The organism is Christiangramia sabulilitoris (assembly GCF_007050985.1).
Taxonomy (GTDB): Bacteria; Bacteroidota; Bacteroidia; order Flavobacteriales; family Flavobacteriaceae; genus Christiangramia; species Christiangramia sabulilitoris.
This window is the reverse complement of the sequence record NZ_VHSF01000002.1, coordinates 463,391-483,016: the sequence shown is the minus strand read 5'-3', so window position 1 is coordinate 483,016 and position 19,626 is coordinate 463,391. Positions and strand designations below refer to the sequence as shown.

The following is a 19,626-nucleotide window of genomic DNA, read 5'->3' as shown; positions in this document are numbered from 1 at the left end:
ATGCCATTTAAAGCAATTAAGAAAAGTCTGTTTTTCAGTCTGTTCATTATTAGTGGGATCCTCTACGCCCAGGATCCTATCGGGAGTGAAAAGGTAACCGTGGTAAAACCCTATACGCCGTCTGTGAGAGATGCAAATAAAATCAGGGAAACACCCAGCAAGAGTGATTCTGTAAGCCTGCAAAAAAAACCCGTGCAGTATTCCATATTTTCGGTTCCTGTGGCATCTACTTTTACCCCGGCCAAGGGAAGGGCTACTACTGTAGAAAGAGTGAGACCTCCCAAAGTTTATGATAATTATGCCACTCTTGGATTTGGAAATTATACCAATGTACTTGCTGAGTTCTATTCAAATCTGGAAATAGACCGGAGCAGTAATTTTGGTATTTTTCTTACGCATAATTCTTCGCAGGGAGGGATCGAGGATGTGCGCCTCGACGATAAATTTTATGATACCGAACTAAATCTGAATTACAACACAAGGAATAGGGACCTGGCCTGGATTGCCGAGGTTGGAGCCGAGCACCAGTTGTTCAATTGGTATGGATTGCCTGAAACAGTGATCCTGAGCGCCGAAGAGCTGGCCGGACTGGATCCTGCTCAGAATTACTACTCTGTATATGCAGGTAGTGAGATCGAGCTGTACGACTCCTTTTTTGATAGCGCTAAAGCCCGTTTTCGTCATTCGGGAGACTCCTACAGCACTGCCGAAAATCATTTTAAGGCGGAAGGATTGTTCGAGGTGGAGATCGCTGAAGAACTAATCACCACCGGTATCAAAGCAGATATAGTCAACGGGGTTTTTGACAGGATGTACGAAACTAACCAGGGGTATGATTATACCTTCATGAACTTTAGTGTAGCTCCAAGCCTGCTGATCCTCAGAGATGATCTAAGTATTAATCTGGGAGTGAATTTTGTTTATGGAATGGATGTGGAGAATAGTGACGGTAGCTTTTATATTTATCCTAAGGTCTCTGCCAGCTATAGACTCTCGGGTGATCTTTTAACAGCTTATGCGGGGGTTGACGGAGACCTTCAGCAGAACACATATTATAATTTTTTCCAGCAGAATCCTTATGTTTCCCCAACCCTTCTAATCAAGCCTACAGATAATGCCTATAATGGCTATGTGGGAGCAAAAGGGAAGTTAAGCAATGCTCTTTCATATAACGCCCGGGCTAGTTATCAGTCTGAATTCAATAAACCTTTATTCAGGAGAAATTACGAGGCGGCCACGCTGGAAGGCGAGCCTTATACTTATGGCAATAGCTTTGATGTGGTTTATGATGATGTGAATACGCTTTCATTCTATGCAGAACTGAACGTAGATGTAAACCGAAATTTCAGACTGGGAGTGAACGGTGAATTTTTCAGCTATAATACAGATGTACAGGCTGAAGCATGGAATTTACCTGGAATGAAAGCAAGTTTAAATGCAGATTACCAGATCACAGAAAAGTGGTATACCGGGGCTAACCTCTTTTTGGTTGGTGAAAGGAAAGATGAAAACAGGTCTGTGAGCCTGGTCTTTGACGATTCTATAGTGAACCTGGATAGTTATTTCGATGTGAATGCTCACCTTGGATATCGCTTCAATAACCAGTTATCTGCATTTGTAAAAGGAAGTAACCTCCTTGATAATAATTATCAAAAATGGCTGGATTATGATGTGCAGGGAATTCAGGTACTTGGAGGAGTTACTTATAAATTCGATTTTGATTAGTTGAAATAAATGAAAGAATTGAACCCGAAGTAAGATACTTCGGGTTTTTTTACGGTGTTTCGAAAATAATCCTGATTGCTGGAAATCGTTAAAGTAACTGTGTATTTGTTATGTATGGGTTTTATATTTTTCCCGGCCTTTATCAAAAATTACAGGATAGGATTACATTTTTTATTCCGATGGAAAAACCCGAATTTCACCTCCTCTAAATTTTTATACATGAATAGAATTGCCACTTTGCTTTTGCTTAGTTTCTTAATGGTTTCGTGCGGAAGTCAAAAAGAAAAAGCAGACCTGTTAATTTTTAATGCGAGCATTTATACCGTAGACGATGAATTTTCCAAAGCTTCAGCCTTTACTGTGAAAGATGGAAAATTTCAGGAAGTGGGAGATGTTGAAATTCTGCGTGACAAGTATGATATCTATACAGAGGTGGATGCTGAAGGGAAAGCGGTATTCCCCGGATTTATAGATGCTCACGCTCATTTTTATGGCCTGGGGATGCAGCAGCAAAGAGTTGATCTCACCGGAACCAAAAGCTTTGAGGAAGTAGTTACCAGGATCGTTGAATTTCAGCAAAAGAATCCCGTAGATTTTATAGTTGGTAGGGGATGGGATCAAAACGACTGGGAGATAAAGGAATTTCCGGTTAAAGACACCCTGGATAGATTATTTCCAGATACACCGGTGGCGATCACCAGGATAGATGGTCATGCCATGTTGGTAAACCAGGCGGCACTGGATAAAGTGAATATAACTACCGAAACTAAATTTGAAGGAGGCGATATCGAACAGAAGAACGGTGAGTTGACCGGTATCCTTATCGATAATCCTATGATCCTGATCGAGAAGATCACAGACGACATAGATATTGATACTAAGGTGGAATCATTAATGGACGCTCAGGAGATCAGCTTTAGCTATGGTCTTACAACTGTTGACGACGCAGGACTTGATAAAGAGATCGTGGAAATTATAGATAGTCTTAATAATTCTGAGGTACTCAAGATCAGGATTTATGCCATGCTGAGCAATACTAAAGAGAATCTGGATCATTACCTGGAAAAAGGACCGTATAAAACAGATCGTTTAAATGTAAGATCGGTAAAGTTTTATGGAGATGGTGCACTTGGTTCCCGGGGAGCAGCATTGAAAGAAGAATATTCAGACCGGCCAGATCATTTTGGAGCCTTGCTTTCCCCGGTTTCAGAATTCAAAGCTACGGCAGCGCGCATCGCGAAATCTGAATTTCAGATGAATACTCATGCTATTGGGGATTCTGCCAATTACCTGGTGCTAAAGACCTACGATTCCCTCCTAGGCGACCGTAAAGACCGAAGATGGAGAGTGGAACATTCGCAGGTAATAGACGAGAAAGATTTTAAATATTTCAGTAAAAATATTATTCCTTCAGTGCAACCCACACATGCAACCAGTGATATGTACTGGGCTGAAGACCGGCTTGGTGAAGAGCGAATCCGGGGAGCCTATGCTTACAAAAAACTGCTGAAGCAGGCCGGGATCGTAGCATTGGGTACCGACTTTCCGGTAGAACAAGTGAATCCTTTTTTAACCTTTTACGCGGCTGTGGATCGCCAGGATACTAAAAATTATCCCGAGGGTGGGTTTATGAAAGACCAGGCTTTAAGCCGGGAAGAAACATTAAAAGGGATGACCATCTGGGCTGCCTATTCCAATTTCGAAGAGAAAGAAAAGGGAAGTATCGAACCGGGTAAATTTGCCGATTTTATCATTCTGGACCGGGATATCATGAAAGTTGAGATAGATAGTGTACCAGATACGAAGGTCATCTCAACTTTTGTGGATGGCGAGCAAGTCTATAAAAATTAAACTGGGTATCTTTGCAACCTATAAAAAAATCGAATGTATTTCCGTTCTTATCATCATAGTTATCTCGTCACCCTGAATATATTTCAGGGTCTCACTTTATAATGGAAATATATAATGTTATAAGATTCTGAAACAAGTTCAGAATGACGCATTTTATCATGATATATATTACGGACAATTAAAAATTAAAAAAATGAACGACGGATTATATGCAAAATTCCATACCGACAAAGGAGAGATACTGGTAGAGCTGGAATACGAAAAAACGCCGGGAACTGTAGGTAACTTTGTAGGCCTGGCCGAAGGAAAAATAGAAAATGACCCTAAGGAAAAAGGGGAGCCATATTATAACGGACTCAAATTTCACCGGGTAATACCAGATTTTATGGTACAGGGAGGAGATCCACAGGGTACGGGAGCCGGAGGACCAGGATATCAATTTGATGATGAGATCCATCCTGATCTTAAGCATGACGCTCCGGGAAAACTTTCTATGGCCAATGCCGGTCCCGGAACTAATGGAAGCCAGTTTTTTATTACTCACGTGGAGACTCCATGGTTAGACGGGAAACATACCGTTTTTGGAAATGTTGTCGAGGGGCAGGAAGTAGTAGATAAGATCCAGCAGGGAGATAAACTTGAAAAAGTAGAAATCATCCGTGAAGGAAGTGAAGCTGAAAATTTCGATGCAGTAAAGGCATTTGCAGATTTCAATGCTGAGAAAGCAGAAAGAGAAGCTGAAGAAAAGAAAAAGGCAGAAGCTGAACTTGATAAGCTGGCAGCAGGTTTCGAAAAAACTGAAAGCGGCCTTAGGTATAAGATGATCCAGAAGGGTGATGGAAAGCAGGCTGAAAAAGGGAAGAATGTATCTGTGCACTATAAAGGTCAGTTGGCAGATGGTACGGTGTTCGATTCTTCTTATAAGCGAAACAAACCATTGGAATTTCCGGTAGGAGTAGGTCATGTGATCCCGGGCTGGGATGAAGGTATTCAGTTACTGCAGGTAGGTGATAAAGCGAGGATGGTGATCCCTTCTCATTTAGCCTATGGAGAAAGAGGCGCCGGTGGAGTAATTCCTCCAAACGCGGTACTTATTTTTGACGTGGAGCTAATGGATGTGAAATAGAGTAGTTACAAAGCACAAACAGAAAAACGCGCTGAGAGATCAGCGCGTTTTTTTATTTATAACAATTATTTCTTTAATTCCGGCTCGGGAGTCATTCTAAGGTAAGGTCTAATCTCTTTATAACCCTTTGGGAACATTTTATCTGCTTCTTCATTACTAACCGAAGGGCTTATCACCACGTCTTCGCCATGTTTCCAGTTCGCCGGAGTAGCTACCTTATTATAGGCCGTTAACTGTAAGGAATCGATAACTCTTAATAGTTCATCAAAATTCCTTCCGGTACTTGCAGGATAGGTAAGGGTCATTTTAATGCTTTTATCGGGAGCGATCACGAAAACCGAACGCACAGTTAAAGTATCGTCCGCTTTTGGATGTATCATGCCATAGAGGTCTGAAACTTTCCTGTCTTCATCTGCGATGATCGGAAAATTAACCGTGGTGTTCTGTGTTTCGTTAATGTCCTTTATCCAGCCTCTGTGGGATTCCATTCCGTCGACACTCAGCGCGATCACCTTGACATTCCGTTTTTCGAATTCAGCTTTATAATTGGCTACAGTACCTAATTCTGTGGTACAAACCGGTGTGTAATCTGCGGGATGAGAAAAAAAGATTCCCCAGCTATCACCCAGATAATCGTAGAAATTGATGTTTCCTTCAGAAGTTTCCGCATCAAAATCTGGAGCCTTATCTCCAAGCTTTAAATCACTCATAATTTTTAAATTTAGGAATTATAAAAAAGCCGGGAGGTGCAATGATTGAATTTAAGGATTATATAATTGAAAAGAGTCTAAGCAAAAGTTAAATCATTCCTTCCATTTTATATTACAGCCTATACTTGGTTTTTGATCAGGAGATACTTTCCGGTTATTTAAAACCGCATCCATGGCTTCCCTTAGATCCCTGCCATTGGAATGTATACCATTTCCAGGCCGGCTGTCATCCAGCTGGCCGTGATAAATAAGTTTAAGATCAGCGTCAAACAGATAGAAATCTGGAGTGCAGGCAGCGTCGTAAGCCCTCGCGATCTCCTGAGTTCCGTCAAATAAATATGGAAAGGAATATTGATGTTTGGCAGCATGTTCTTTCATCTTTTCCGGACTGTCCTGAGGATAACTTTTTACATCATTACTCATAATGCCGGCAAAGCCAAACCCCAATTGCCTGTATTCATTGGCAATGTGAACGATCTCTTCGTTCACATGTTTTACGAATGGGCAGTGATTACAAATAAACATGATCACGGTTCCGCGTTCCCCTTTAACTTCTTCAAGAGTGATAAGGTGATCTGTAATAGTATCCATAAGCTTGAAATCTGGAGCTTTGGTTCCTGCTTTTATGTGATTGGAGGGGGTAAGTGACATGTTTTTCTTTAAAATTAAATATTAATGCTGAATATTGGCTAATTTGAAGATCTTAAAATTGAAATATGAGTCATATCGATTGGAAAGATTTCGAGAAAGTGGAAATGAGAATAGGAACAATTAAATCTGCTGAACCATTTCCTGATGCCAGAAATCCCGCATATAAACTTCAGATAGATTTTGGGGAGGAGATAGGAGAGAAAAGATCCTCGGCACAGATAACCAGAAGGTATACCCTGGAAGAATTACCTGGAAGACAAATCGTAGCCGTGGTTAATTTCCCGGTTAAAAGGATCGCAGGCTTTAAAAGTGAATGTCTTGTGCTGGGAGTTCTGGGAGACAATAAAGACGTGGTATTGCTTTCACCAGATCAAAAAATGCCCAACGGCTCCCTGATAGGCTAAGATCAAAGCATCTTTTCATTTATCAGACCGTTGATAATATAAAAAAACAAAGTCCGGATAAATTTCCGGACCTGTTTTTAATTCTCATTTTGAGTTCAAACTACATTTCATCCCCAAAGAAGATTGCATTCATAAGTAGCTTATTCGTGCCATACCAGAAGGCTCTGAAGTTGGTGTTATCGGTAAATAACATTACTTCACCTTTTCCCAGGCTTTTGTGTTTGAAGGGAACTGTACTGGCAATAGAGTCAAGATTCGGTTTGCTTATATACCCGCTTAGAAGTGGCTTTGAACTGTATTTTACAGGGTTATTATAACTTTGTTCATCGGCTTCCATAAAAATGGTAGTATTCCTGAATATGGCTATTTTGTCGTCATCATATCCAAAGGCAATAGGATGGGTACGATCCAGTTCTACCTCAAATATGGCTCCTCCAATTCCCTGAGCCCCTCTGAAATCTCTTCGATCTCCAAAGCTTATATTTTCTGCCGTTAGCTCGTTCTTCCTGATCTTAAAATCGATGAAATCATTCTTTTTTAATAGGTTCACTGCACTTCTGTATGCAATAATGGTTCCTCCATCCTTAGTCCATTCCTTTAATTGCGCGATATGCTTCTTGGTGAGGTCACTACCGGAATTGGGCAGAATGATGTCTGTATATTTTCTAAGATCTGTATTGTGCAGGTCTTTAATATCCAGCTTGGTGATCTTCATATCATAACGCTGATCAAATAGATGCCAGATCTCTCCCGCATCATAAGGCGTGATAGATTCACCCACGATCAGGGCCACATTTTGAGGTTTGATCCCCCTAAACTGGTTACTTCCCAGGTTAATACCCCTGGTCATACCGGTCTGGATGGCAGAAATTTCCACACTTGTTTCTTTAGAAACGTTTTTTAGAAATTCGTGCAGTTCTTTTCTATCGAGTTTTTGATTCTGGACCGGGATCATAATTGTACCATGCCCATAAGTAGAGCCCTCTATAGTGAACTGTTCCATGGCTACTTTAGCTCTAAGATCTTTTTCAAGGATCTTATTCAATGCTTTTGGGGCCATATAGTTGTTCCAGTTCAGCAGGTAAGCATAATCACTTTCTTCCGGTAATTCAGGGGAAGGCATTTGCAGATCTTCAATCTTATTCCCGGCAAGCTTCATGGAAACATCTTCTGCAAAATCAAGATTAAAGGCCAGGGGAAAGGTCCATGCTGAAATATCATAAAAAAGACTGTCCCGAAACTCTGTTCGCTTCTCGAACATCGCCTTAAGTAACTTGTATTGTCTCTGGTTCTTTGGCACAATATAAGAGGAGCCTGGTGCAAAATTTTCACCATTTGAACTAAAGTCATCCTTTGGTTTATAAACTTCGATCTTATGTCTGTTAAGGATTTCTGCCAGTTTATAAGCACTTACGGGATCCTGGGAACTTCCAAAAGCATAGGCGCCTTTAGGTGCTGAATTTCTTGCGTCCTTAAAGAAATTACGCTGATACTTCAAAAGATCCTTACGCATTTTCTGTGAAGCTTCCAGGGTGGAAAGAGCAGCTGTAAACTGGTTTCTTATCGTAAAAGGAAAGGTAAGCAGGCCATTTTCCGTTTCCTGGGCATGACCACGCGAACTGCCCTGTTCAAAAAGTATACCTACACTACCGTTGATATCCGGAAAAGTAGATCCTTTACCGTAATAAAAATCATCATAGTTCTCCTCTGTATAATAAAGTGAACCTATTTCATCCAGTGCATCTGCATGATAGGTACCAATTTCCCTGGTAAGGTCCTGGTTCATCTGCGGGGTTAAAGGATGGGTCCTGGAAGGTATTCCGGGTTGAAAGAAAAAAGTGGAATTTGACCCCATTTCGTGATGATCTGTTAGAATGTTGGGATACCAGTTATGGAATGTTGCAATTCGTGCCTGTGATTCCGGTAACTGCACCGGCAGCCAGTCCCGGTTCATGTCGAACCAGTAATGGTTAGTCCTTCCTCCTGGCCATATCTCACTATATTCCCTATCCTGAGGATCTGGATTAATATTTGTGCTTTTATTGGTGTTCGCCCAGTAGGCAAATCTTTGCAGGCCGTCGGGGTTAAAAGAAGGATCAAGTAAAATCACGGTTTTATCCAGCATCTTGTCTATCTTTTCACCCTGGGCTGCAGCAAGGTAATAGGCATAAAGCAATGCAGCATTAGATCCACTTGGCTCATTTCCATGAATGGAAAAGCCCTGATTCAGGACTACCGGCATATTGTCAATATCGAGATCATCTGCCTTCTCTGTGACCAGGGAAATATGTTGTTTTCTAATCTCTTCAATGTTCTCAAGGTTTTTTTCTGAAGAGACGGTAAGCAGCACCAGTGGTCTGCCTTCATATGTAAAGCCTCTGTTCTCGATATTGATTCTTGGAGAGGCATCTGCTAACCTGTACATATACATTAACAGGCGATCATGGCTAACGTGCCATTCTCCCGGGACAAAGCCAACCACTTCCTGTGGTTTTGGAATTTCCGGGTTATAGGTTACGTCTGAGGGTAGGTAGTAATCCAGGGATAGATCATCTTCCTGGGCCTGTAAAACTGAAAATGAAAGCAAGAACAGGTAGCATAAAATAATTCGCATTCGTATGATTTTTTTGAGAAGCCTAAGATAAAAAAAACCGTCCTTTTTGGGGACGGTTTTTAAACTGCAGATTGTAATGTTTTATATATCGTCGAAACTTACATCTGTAAATTTCTCCGCAGGAGTAGCTTTGGAAGTACTTTCAGTTTCTTCCTCATCATATTCCTTTTTGAAATCTTTTTGATGACGCTCGCTGATTACCTCTTCACCTTTTTCGTTGATGATAAAATTTGTCATCTCTTCAAGGATCTCTCTAAAACCATCAAAATCCTCTTTATAAAGGTAAATTTTGTGTTTCTTGTAGTAGAAAGAGCCGTCATCATTCGTAAACTTTTTACTTTCGGTAATAGTAAGGTAATAATCATCAGCCCGGGTAGACCTTACATCAAAAAAGTAAGTTCTTCTTCCCGCTCTTAAAACTTTAGAGAATATTTCTTCTTTCTCCATCATTCCCTTGTCGCTCATATAAATAGATTCTTTAATGGTTTGTTATTGTTGAGACCAAAAATCTAAAAATTTTTAACATCTAACAAAAAATTTTCACATTTCTTTTTCATTTAGCTGTTTTGCATACAGTTCTTTGTAATATCCCTTGGTATTGAGAAGCTGTTCATGTGATCCTTCCTGCACTATTTCGCCGTCTTCAAGAATGATTATTCTGTCAGCATTTTTCGCGGAAGAAATACGGTGACTTACGATAATGGTGGTTTTGTTTTTCGTAATCTCGAACAGATTATTCAGAATTTCCTCTTCGGTTTCTGTATCAACCGCAGAAAGGCAATCGTCAAATAACAGGATCTCGGGATCGTGAATAATGGCCCTGGCTATAGAAACACGTTGTTTTTGTCCTCCAGAAAGGGTAATTCCCCTTTCCCCAAGTACAGTATCATAGCCTTTACTAAAGCCCATTATATTTTTATGGACCGAGGCATTTTTGGCAGCCCTAATGATCTCTTCTTCTGAGGCCTCAGTTTTACCAAATTTTATATTATTCCTGATGCTATCGCTAAATAAGAAGGCATCCTGAGGTACGTATCCAATACTCTCTCTTAAGCTTTCCAGGTTCAGCTGGTCGATCCTGCGATCATCAATAAGGATTTCACCAGTATCCACATCATAAAGTCTTCCTATCAGCTCCAGGATTGTAGATTTACCTGAGCCGGTCTTTCCAATTATAGCAAGAGTTTCTCCTTTTTTAACTTTGAATGAAACGTTTTTTAAGGCCGTGATATTCGTGTCATCATAAGTAAAACTTACATTCCTGAATTCTATGCTACCATTAATTTCATCAGGTTCAGCTTTTGGGCTGGTAATTTCCGGTTTTTCACTCAGGAATTCATTGATCCTTTCCTGGGAAGCTTCAGCCTGCTGAACCAGAGAAGTCACCCAGCCTATCGAAGCCACCGGCCAGGTTAACATATTCACATAGAGAATAAATTCCACCAGTACGTCAATATTTTCTATCTGACCCGAGATCACCTGCCTGCCACCAAAATAGATAACAATGATATTGCTTATTCCTATTAATAAAACCATGAGTGGGAAAAAGAAAGCCTGTACCTTGACCAGATCTATATTCTTATCCCGGCTTCCGTTGGAAAGATCGGTAAAGTTGGAATTGGTTTGTGGTTCGATACCATAAGATTTAATAACCGCGATCCCGCTAAAACTTTCCTGGGTGAAGGTATTTAGTTTAGAAAGGTATTGCTGCACCACAGTACTGCGCTGGTGGATGGCCACACTTAGTTTGTATATTGAAAACGCCAGAATTGGCAAAGGGATGACCGTATAAAGTGTAAGCTTAGGCGCAGCCTGGATCATAAAAATAAGAACCACTACGGTGGAGGTGAAAGTAGTAACGCTATACATAATGGCCGGTCCCAGGTATAATCTAACTTTGGAAACATCCTCACTTATACGGTTCATTAAATCCCCGGTACGGTTCTTTTTATAGAAATTAAGCGACAGATCCTGGTAATGCTGAAAAACTTCATTTTTCAGATCATATTCCATATGTCTGGAAACCACAATAAACGTTTGTCTCATAAGAAAAGTAAGGAAGGCAGCGATGAGGGTGGTTCCAATGATCAGCATGATATTGTAGGCCAGTTCACTTTTTACCACAGAAATATCATCGACCTTTCCATTGATATACTTTTCTATGATTACGGTACTTTTTCCAATTAATGGAATATAGTAGATAGCAAAGATTCTTGCAGCGATGGTAATTACCAGCCCTATGAGCAGTTTCCACTTATACTTATAAAAATACTTATTGAGATGCTGAAGGTTTTTCATTCAGGATAATTTGGTATTATTGAGGATAATGTAATTTAACACGTTTTAAATCCCTGCTTTTTAAAATATTATTATTTTCGCAGTGGATTTTTGATCAAATTCAAAATCTGAAAAATTTAAAAATCAACAAATTATGCAAGTTGACGTTCTAAATGCAAAAGAACTAAAAAAGTCTGCTCCGGTATTCGGGCAGGTGTCGTTTGACGAGCACGAGCAAATCGTTTTTTGCAACGACAAAGATACAGGTTTAAAGGCAATTATTGGTATTCATAATACTGTTTTGGGACCTGCTTTGGGTGGAACCAGAATGTGGAATTATACCAGTGAATGGGAGGCGGTAAACGATGTTTTGCGTCTTTCCAGGGGAATGACATTCAAAAGTGCTATTACAGGATTAAATCTTGGTGGAGGAAAAGCGGTGATTATTGGCGATGCTAAGAAAGATAAGACTCCGGCACTCATGAGAAGGTTTGGTGAATTTGTACATTCTTTAGGGGGTAAATATATTACTGCTGAAGATGTAGGAATGGAAACGGCAGATATGGATACGGTAAGGGAAGTGACTCCGTTTGTAACCGGAATTTCAGAATCTAAAGGTGGATCGGGAAATCCTTCTCCTATTACAGCTTATGGTGTTTTTATGGGACTAAAAGCTTCAGCAAAGTTCAAATATGGGACAGATGATCTTGAAGGTAAGAAGGTACTGGTACAGGGAATTGGTCATGTTGGAGAAACCCTGGTAGAATATCTAACGGGAGATGGAGCCGAGGTATTTATTACAGATATCAACGAGGAGCGTCTGCAGGAGGTAAGTAAAAAATATGGAGCTCATATTTTTACAGGTAGCGATATCTATGGTGCAGATATGGATATTTATGCTCCCTGTGCTCTAGGAGCCACTATAAATGATAATACGATCCAGAGACTTAATGTAGATATCATCGCCGGTGCTGCCAATAACCAGCTGGCAGATGAGGTTTCTCACGGGGAATTCCTTCAGAAAAAAGGAATCGTATATGCTCCAGATTTCCTGATCAATGCCGGTGGGATCATTAATGTTTACGCTGAGCTTGAAAATTATGACAGGCAGGAGATCATGCGAAAAACCGAAAATATTTATAATACCACGCTTAGGATCCTTGAGAAAGCTGCTAAGGATGATATAACTACTCACTTTGCTGCTCTGCAAATCGCGAAGCAAAGAATTGAGGACAGAAAAAATCAAAATTTAAATTAGTCAGTTCTAATTTATTGATATTTTTGCAGGGCGAAAGCGGAATGCTTTCGCCCTTTCTAATTTCTAAAAGTTCTTTTACAATTATGTTGACAAGAAGACATATCAGGGTTAAAGTAATGCAGTCGCTTTATGCCTTTAGCCAAAGCCAGAATGATAACCTTGCTACAGAAGAAAAATTCCTGCTCAAAAGTATGCAGGAAATGTATGATCTGTTTCTGCTTCAAATAAGTCTTATTACCGAATTAAGAGAACACGCAGAATCCTATCTGGAAAAATCTCAGCAAAAACACTTAGCTACCACTGAAGAAAAAGATCCCAACCGCAAATTTGTGGATAATCAGGTCTTTCAGATCCTTAATGAAAATGAAAGTATCCAGGAAGCCCTGGAAAAACATAAAATTAATCACTGGAAACAGGATGATGAATATGTTGCGATCATTTGGAATGAATTAAGGAATAGTGCGGCGTACCAGGAATACATGGAGACCAGGGAAACCAGTTTTAATGATGAGAAAAAATTTATCATCCATATATTTAAGGAGATAATCGCTCCAAACGATAAGCTTTACGAATACCTGGAAGATAAAAAGCTTACCTGGCTGGATGATCTTCCTTTGGTAAATACCGCTATTCTTAAGTTTCTTCAGAAGCTAAAAGAATCTACCGGGAGAGAAAAAAGGATCACACAACTTTTTAAGAACGAGGAGGATAAAGAATTTGCGATCAAATTATTCAGAAAGACATATCTGAATGATGATGATCTTGCAGAGGAAATGCTGGGGAAAACTCCAAATTGGGATAAGGACAGGATCGCAGAAGTTGATATGGTACTTATTAAAATGGCGATTTGTGAATTTTTGAAGTTCCCGAGCATTCCGGTAAAAGTTACCATTAACGAATACCTTGAAATTGCCAAAGAATATAGCACTCCAAAAAGCAGCATTTTCATTAACGGTGTGCTGGATAAATTGTCTAAGGAATATCAAACAGAGGATAAGCTAAATAAAACCGGAAGGGGTCTTATGTAGTTAAGAATTTTTATTATTTTTATCAATTAGAAATTTAACAAAAAAACTTCACCATGAAAAAAACAATTTTAATGTTTGCAGCAGTAGGAGCAATGCTGTTCACCGGATGTAAAGATAATGCTTCAGATAAGGTAAAAGCTGAAAATGTAGAGGCTTCTGCAGAGCGTGATGCCAAGGAAGTTGTTTATCCAGAGATTACTTTTGAAGAATCTGAATTCGATTTTGGTAATATTGCCAAAGGAACTAATGTAGAGCATGTATTTAAATTTACAAATACGGGAGATGCTCCTTTAGTTATTACAAATGCATCAAGTTCATGTGGATGTACTGTGCCAACTTATCCAAAAAATGAAACTATCGCGCCGGGTGAGTCTGGTGAAATGTTAGTAAAGTTTAATGGCTCTGGAAATGGACAGGTGACTAAAACAGTTACTGTTTCTGCTAATACAGAATCAGGAAAAGAACAAATCAAAATCAAAGCTTTCGTAGAAGCTGACGAAAACGCTAGCTAAAAGCATATATGGATCAATTAACGCAGTTTGCACCAATTATTTTAATGTTTGTGGTGGTGTATTTTTTTATGATACGCCCGCAGATGAAAAAAGCGAAACAGGAAAAGAATTTTGCCGCCGAGCTTAAAAAAGGAGATCGGATCATTACCAAAAGTGGTATGCATGGTAAGATTGTAGATTTCAGCGAAAAAAATAATTCGGTGATAATTGAAACCGGAGCAGGAAAAATCACTTTCGACCGTTCTTCAATTTCAATGGAGATGAGTAAGAAACTTAATGAACCTGTAAAGGAAAAGAAGTAAATAACAATTCTTTGGAATAGAAAAAAGCAGCTGGAAACAGCTGCTTTTTTTATTTAACAGTTTTTGTACTTGTCATGGAGTCCCACTCCCTTTTTGATCATCGGGGAGATCCTGGATATCCGGCTTGCTTTGGTAGAGTCCCGTTTAGCTTCAGAAATATGATTGGCATATTCCCTTTGCTTCCCCGGAGTTAATGCATTGAAACTGGATTTTAATTCAGGATCCTGGCTAAATGCATCCATGAGCTCCCGGGGTACAATCAGCTCTTTTTGCTTTTCAGGTTTGATTTCCCTGCCTTCTTTCTGGTTTTTAATCGCCTCCTTTATATATGGGAGGAGTACAGAAAAGTCAATAATATCGCCCTTTGTAAATTTAATTTGCCTTAATGCTTTGGTTTTATTTTCCTGAGCATTAATAAGCAGGGCGGTATTTTTCTTCAGTAATGCCCCGTTGAAGAACCAGATGCCGAAATGGTTTTTAAAAGCTCCAATTCCAACCACATTTTTACCATCTATGGTATAGACCGGAGCTCCCCACTTTATTGCAGGCTCTAACTCTGTAGTGAGCATCATCTCGTGCAGCTGTTTCAACTCATCTTCCCAGTATGAGTGGCAAGAAATATATTCTTCTATGGTTTTAACAGGCATCTTATGACAATTTGATTATAAATTATTCATATTCTTTAGCAGTAAGTTCAGCTAATTTAATAATTACTTCTGTTGCTTTTAGCATGCTTTCGACCGGGACATATTCATATTTTCCATGAAAATTATGGCCTCCTGCGAAAATATTAGGACATGGTAATCCCATAAAACTAAGCTGAGCTCCATCTGTACCCCCACGTATAGGTTTAATAATAGGATCAACATGCACTGCCTCCATAGCTCTTTTTGCCAGGTCTACGATATGCATAACCGGCTCTACTTTTTCTTTCATGTTATAGTATTGATCCTTTATTTCTATGCTAATGCAGTCACGTTCATACTGGGAGCAGATATCGCTTACCAGGTCGCGCATCATTTGCTTTCTGGCTTCAAAGTGCATTTTATCATGATCGCGGATTATATATTCCATTACGGTCTCCTCTACATCACCTTTAATATTGCTCAAATGAAAGAATCCCTGTCTTCCTTCAGTGTGCTCAGGAGTTTCCAAACGCGGTAAGGAATTAATAAAATCCTGGGCGATATACATACTATTTACCATTTTGTCTTTTGCATAACCCGGATGAACGCTTTTACCTTCAACTTTAACGATTGCCTGGGCGGCATTGAAATTTTCATACTCCAGTTCGCCTATCTGGCTCCCATCCATGGTATATGCCCATTCAGCGCCGAACTTTTCCACGTCGAATTTATGTGCTCCTCTTCCTATTTCTTCATCTGGAGTAAAACAGATCCTGATTTTGCCATGCGGAATTTCAGGATTATCAACTAGATATTCCATGGCCATCATGATCTCGGTTATCCCTGCCTTGTCATCTGCCCCGAGTAAGGTGGTACCATCTGTGGTAATCAAGGTCTGTCCTTTATATTGCTCCAGATCCTCAAAATATTCTGGAGACAGGATGATATTTTTTTCTTTGTTCAGAATTATATCCTTACCATCATAATTTTCAATGATCTGAGGATTTACATTGGTGCCTGTAAAATCTGGAGTAGTGTCAAAATGGGATACAAAGCCTATTACCGGCACTTTATGTGGAACATTCGCGGGAAGAGTGGCCATCACGTAGGCATTTTCATCTATAGTTACCTCCTGTAAACCTATCTCCTTTAATTCATCTACCAGTTTTTTGGCCAGATCCCATTGTTTTTCAGTGCTGGGAGTTGAATTGCTGTAAGGATCACTCTGAGTGTCGATCTTTACATAACTAATGAATTTACTGATAAGTCGCTCTTTATTGATCATGCTGTAGTAATATTAAAATAGACAGGTTAAAGCCCTGATTCATTATACAAACAAAGATAAATTAAGCATGTATTACTTTTCCTTAAACTTTCTTAAAACTGATTCTAATCTTGAAAATGTAAATAAAAAGTAGCTGAAAAATGACTGCATGACTTCTTTCAATTTTTCAAAAAAACGGGTATTAAAAGTAAGTGAATTGGTTGTAAATCGCTGGTAGTTAAGCAGGTGTTGAATATTTCTAAAAAAAAATATTCTATATTTAAGAAAACAAACCAATTAAATTATGAGAAATTATTACGTTTTAATCTTATCGTTTTTCTTTTGTTGGGTAGCCCAGGGGCAGGTACAAACCATTAGTGGAATTGTAGTGGACGAGAACTCTGAACCCTTATTTGGAGTGACCGTGGCAGTAAAAGATACGAACAGAGGTACAAGTACAGATATGGATGGTTCCTATTCTGTTCAGGCTGAATTGGGTGAAACTCTTGTCTTTACTTTCGTGGGATATGATGCCCGCGAGGTTTTAATAGACCAGGACGAAATCAATGTGACGATGGTTTCAGGGATGGCATTAGGAGAAGTAGTACTTGTAGGTTCCAGGCGTCCCAGCAGAACAGTGGTGGAATCTACCGTTCCCATCGATGTACTCGACGTTCAGGAAATGCAAATGGCGGTGCCGCAGGTAAATCTTAACCAGATGCTTAATTATGTTGCACCATCATTTACTTCTAATACTCAAACAATTTCTGATGGTACAGATCATATCGACCCGGCTTCCCTAAGAGGTCTGGGACCAGATCAGGTTCTGGTTTTGATCAACGGGAAAAGAAGACATAATTCATCGCTCGTAAATGTAAACGGAACTTTTGGACGAGGTAGTGTGGGTACAGATTTAAATGCGATTCCCGCTTCAGCAATTAAAAGGATAGAAGTGCTTCGTGATGGAGCCGCTGCCCAGTATGGATCTGATGCAATTGCCGGGGTGATTAATATCGTATTAGTAGATCAAACCAACGAATTGAGTTTTAATGTTACCACCGGCGCGAATTTCTCTGAAAATGCTAATGAACAAACCGGAGGTGTAGATGGTGAGACCGTGAATGTTGCTGCCAGCTATGGTATCAATCTAGGGGAAAAAGGTGGTTTTGTAACTTTTGCCGGTGACTTTGATTACAGGGAAGATTATAACCGGATGAAAGAGTGGGAAGGTTCAATTTTCAATGCATACAATGCGATCGAATTGCGAGCCGCGAACCAGGGAGCTAACATAGCCTCACTTACAGATGAGCAGATCAAGGATTTTGCCCAGGATGTGTCTTATTTTAGTAGTGATTTTCAAAATGATATAAGCAATGCTCCAGACAGGGCGGCTTTACAGCAGCTTTTGAGTCTCGACGTTACCGAGGATGAACTTGATTTCAGAGGTCTTGACCGAACAGATTTTAATATGCGGGTTGGGCAATCTGCTTTGAGAGGTGGACGATTCTTCGCGAATATGAGCCTTCCCCTGGATGATGCAGGTACAGAGCTTTATTCTTTTGCAGGTATGAGTTCGCGAAGAGGAAATTCTGCCGGATTCTATCGTTTGCCAAATCAGAGCAGAACTTATACTCCAATTTATATTAATGGATTTTTACCTGAAATTAATTCCAAGATCAAGGATAAATCTATTGCAGTGGGAGTTAGAGGAGAAATTAGCGACTGGACGGTTGATTTCAGTAATACCTGGGGCGAGAACGAATTTCAGTATTTTATATCTAATACTTCTAATGCCTCTTTACAGCGTGCAAGCCCAACATCTTTTGATGCTGGTGGATTCTCTTTTCTTCAAAATACCACGAACCTGGACATCAGCAGGTTTTATGATGAAGTATTCCTGGGGATGAATATTGCTTTTGGAGCAGAACACAGGTTTGAAAATTACGAAATTGTTGCGGGAGAACGTGCTTCTTACGAGCAGTATACCCAGAATGGAGATGTAGTGATTAGGTCAGATCAGGATCCTGCCAGGGATTTCTTTGGAGGGGCCAGGCCTGGTGGATCTCAGGTATTCCCGGGATTTAGTCCAAAAAATGAATTATCCCGGGAGCGAAGTAGTATTGCCGGTTATTTTGATATGGAAGTAGATTTTAGCGAAAGATTCCTGGCAACCTTTGCTACAAGATTTGAGGATTATTCAGATTTTGGGTCGACGCTGAATTTCAAGTTGTCTTCGAGATATAAACTAACCGATAATATCAATATACGTGGAGCGGCAAATACCGGTTTCAGGGCGCCCTCTCTGCACCAGCTATATTTTAATTCAACCTCTACGATTTTCGATAACCAGGGAAATCCTCAGGAAGTGGGAACTTTCTCCAATGATAGCCGAGCAGCAGAATTACTGGGAATCCCTGAGCTTAAAGAAGAAACTTCCAGAAGTATTAGTCTTGGTTTTACCGCCAGAGTTCCAGATGCTAACCTTTCTCTTACGGTAGATGGTTATTTTGTGGCCATAGACGATCGTATTGTATATACCGGCCAGTTCGAAGGACCGGGGACGGGTACAGAATTGGATAATTTACTTGCCCAGGCCAATGCTACGGCAGCGTCTTTCTTTGCCAATGCGATAGATACCGAATCTAAAGGACTGGATATGGTTTTAACTCATAGCGCAATTTTTAATGATGATTTAAGTCTGAAATCAGATCTGGCAGCAACATTCTCCAAAACCAAAAAAGTGGGTGATATCAATTCTTCAGATGTATTGGAAAGAGCCGGCCTTGTAGATACATATTTCCCGCAAGATAGCAGGGTTTATTTGGAAGAAGCGGTGCCAAGAACAAAAGTTAATCTCACCAATAACCTTACTGCTGGGGATTTCAATGTTTTCCTTAGGAACGTCTATTTTGGGGAAGTTACTGAGGCGGTTACAAACCCAGCTAATCAACAGGTCTATGGTTCTAAAGTAGTAACAGATCTTTCCGTAGGCTATCGTGCTTCAGATGCTCTGACGTTGACCTTAGGGGCTAATAATATTTTTGATATTTATCCAGATAGGGCAGAAGAGGAATTTAACAATCGTAGTACCGGAAGATTCGATTGGTCCAGAAGAGCTCAGCAATTTGGGATTGGTGGACGTTTTCTTTTCGCCAGGCTGAGTATTAATCTTAAATAGAATAAAACATAATTAAACAAAATGCAGCTGAAAGGCTGCTTTTTTTGTTTTTGCCTAAATCCATTTCGAAATAGATAATGGCTTTACATTTATCTATTTT

Annotated in this window: 16 protein-coding genes; 9 read left to right on the top strand and 7 right to left on the bottom strand. The window is 39.9% G+C overall.

All coding sequences use genetic code 11. The features are described from left to right. The 3 genes from FGM01_RS08690 to FGM01_RS08680 all read left to right on the top strand — a co-directional run bounded on the left by FGM01_RS08690 (position 1) and on the right by FGM01_RS08680 (position 4,702). On the top strand, positions 1-1,725 hold the full coding sequence (locus tag FGM01_RS08690) for a TonB-dependent receptor (protein ID WP_143410783.1): 1,725 nt from the start codon (positions 1-3) through the stop codon (positions 1,723-1,725). Positions 1,726-1,944: 219 nt separating this feature from the next. Beyond that, positions 1,945-3,576, top strand: coding sequence for an amidohydrolase (locus tag FGM01_RS08685; protein ID WP_143410782.1), 1,632 nt, complete (start codon positions 1,945-1,947; stop codon positions 3,574-3,576). 193 nt (positions 3,577-3,769) lie between these two features. Continuing rightward, positions 3,770-4,702 (top strand): peptidylprolyl isomerase, encoded by a 933-nt coding sequence (locus FGM01_RS08680; protein WP_143410781.1) that lies wholly within the window; start codon positions 3,770-3,772, stop codon positions 4,700-4,702. A gap of 65 nt (positions 4,703-4,767) precedes the next feature. Here the strand turns inward: FGM01_RS08680 and FGM01_RS08675 are convergent, their stop codons facing one another. After that, positions 4,768-5,412 carry a peroxiredoxin gene (locus FGM01_RS08675; RefSeq protein WP_143410780.1) on the bottom strand — a complete coding sequence of 215 codons (645 nt, stop codon included), beginning with the start codon at positions 5,410-5,412 and terminating at the stop codon, positions 4,768-4,770. 93 nt (positions 5,413-5,505) lie between these two features. After that, entirely contained in the window at positions 5,506-6,063 is a 558-nt protein-coding gene (locus FGM01_RS08670; protein WP_143410779.1) for a thioredoxin family protein, read from the bottom strand. Positions 6,064-6,128: 65 nt separating this feature from the next. Here FGM01_RS08670 and FGM01_RS08665 point away from each other — a divergent pair, with 65 nt between their 5' ends. Further along, the gene (locus FGM01_RS08665) at positions 6,129-6,467 is read left to right on the top strand and encodes a tRNA-binding protein (protein ID WP_143410778.1); all 339 of its coding nucleotides are present in this window, start codon (positions 6,129-6,131) and stop codon (positions 6,465-6,467) included. 100 nt (positions 6,468-6,567) lie between these two features. On the opposite strand, the gene FGM01_RS08660 is transcribed toward FGM01_RS08665, so the two are convergent. The 3 genes from FGM01_RS08660 to FGM01_RS08650 all read right to left on the bottom strand — a co-directional run bounded on the left by FGM01_RS08660 (position 6,568) and on the right by FGM01_RS08650 (position 11,379). After that, positions 6,568-9,081 carry a M14 family zinc carboxypeptidase gene (locus FGM01_RS08660; RefSeq protein WP_143410777.1) on the bottom strand — a complete coding sequence of 838 codons (2,514 nt, stop codon included), beginning with the start codon at positions 9,079-9,081 and terminating at the stop codon, positions 6,568-6,570. A gap of 81 nt (positions 9,082-9,162) precedes the next feature. Then, positions 9,163-9,546, bottom strand: a complete 384-nt coding sequence (locus tag FGM01_RS08655; protein WP_143410776.1) for a PUR family DNA/RNA-binding protein — start codon at positions 9,544-9,546, stop codon at positions 9,163-9,165. Between the two features lie 75 nt (positions 9,547-9,621). Then, entirely contained in the window at positions 9,622-11,379 is a 1,758-nt protein-coding gene (locus FGM01_RS08650; RefSeq protein ID WP_143410775.1) for an ABC transporter ATP-binding protein, read from the bottom strand. Positions 11,380-11,512: 133 nt separating this feature from the next. Between FGM01_RS08650 and FGM01_RS08645 the strand changes: the two genes are divergently transcribed. From FGM01_RS08645 to yajC, 4 genes are all read left to right on the top strand, one after another. Further along, a complete protein-coding gene (locus tag FGM01_RS08645; protein WP_143410774.1) occupies positions 11,513-12,616 on the top strand; it encodes a Glu/Leu/Phe/Val family dehydrogenase in 1,104 nt (367 codons plus the stop codon). An 83-nt stretch (positions 12,617-12,699) separates the two neighbouring features. Then, positions 12,700-13,644 (top strand): transcription antitermination factor NusB, encoded by a 945-nt coding sequence (gene nusB / locus FGM01_RS08640; RefSeq protein ID WP_143410773.1) that lies wholly within the window; start codon positions 12,700-12,702, stop codon positions 13,642-13,644. A gap of 53 nt (positions 13,645-13,697) precedes the next feature. Then, on the top strand, positions 13,698-14,156 hold the full coding sequence (locus tag FGM01_RS08635; RefSeq protein WP_143410772.1) for a DUF1573 domain-containing protein: 459 nt from the start codon (positions 13,698-13,700) through the stop codon (positions 14,154-14,156). Positions 14,157-14,164: 8 nt separating this feature from the next. Next, positions 14,165-14,458 carry a preprotein translocase subunit YajC gene (gene yajC, locus FGM01_RS08630; protein WP_143410771.1) on the top strand — a complete coding sequence of 98 codons (294 nt, stop codon included), beginning with the start codon at positions 14,165-14,167 and terminating at the stop codon, positions 14,456-14,458. Positions 14,459-14,511: 53 nt separating this feature from the next. Here the strand turns inward: yajC and FGM01_RS08625 are convergent, their stop codons facing one another. Next, complete coding sequence (locus FGM01_RS08625; protein ID WP_143410770.1) at positions 14,512-15,105, bottom strand: YdeI/OmpD-associated family protein; 594 nt, start codon at positions 15,103-15,105, stop codon at positions 14,512-14,514. A gap of 22 nt (positions 15,106-15,127) precedes the next feature. Further along, a complete protein-coding gene (gene pepT / locus FGM01_RS08620) occupies positions 15,128-16,369 on the bottom strand; it encodes a peptidase T (protein ID WP_143410769.1) in 1,242 nt (413 codons plus the stop codon). A gap of 283 nt (positions 16,370-16,652) precedes the next feature. Here pepT and FGM01_RS08615 point away from each other — a divergent pair, with 283 nt between their 5' ends. Then, entirely contained in the window at positions 16,653-19,526 is a 2,874-nt protein-coding gene (locus FGM01_RS08615; protein WP_143410768.1) for a TonB-dependent receptor, read from the top strand. The last annotated feature ends 100 nt before the right edge of the window (positions 19,527-19,626 follow it).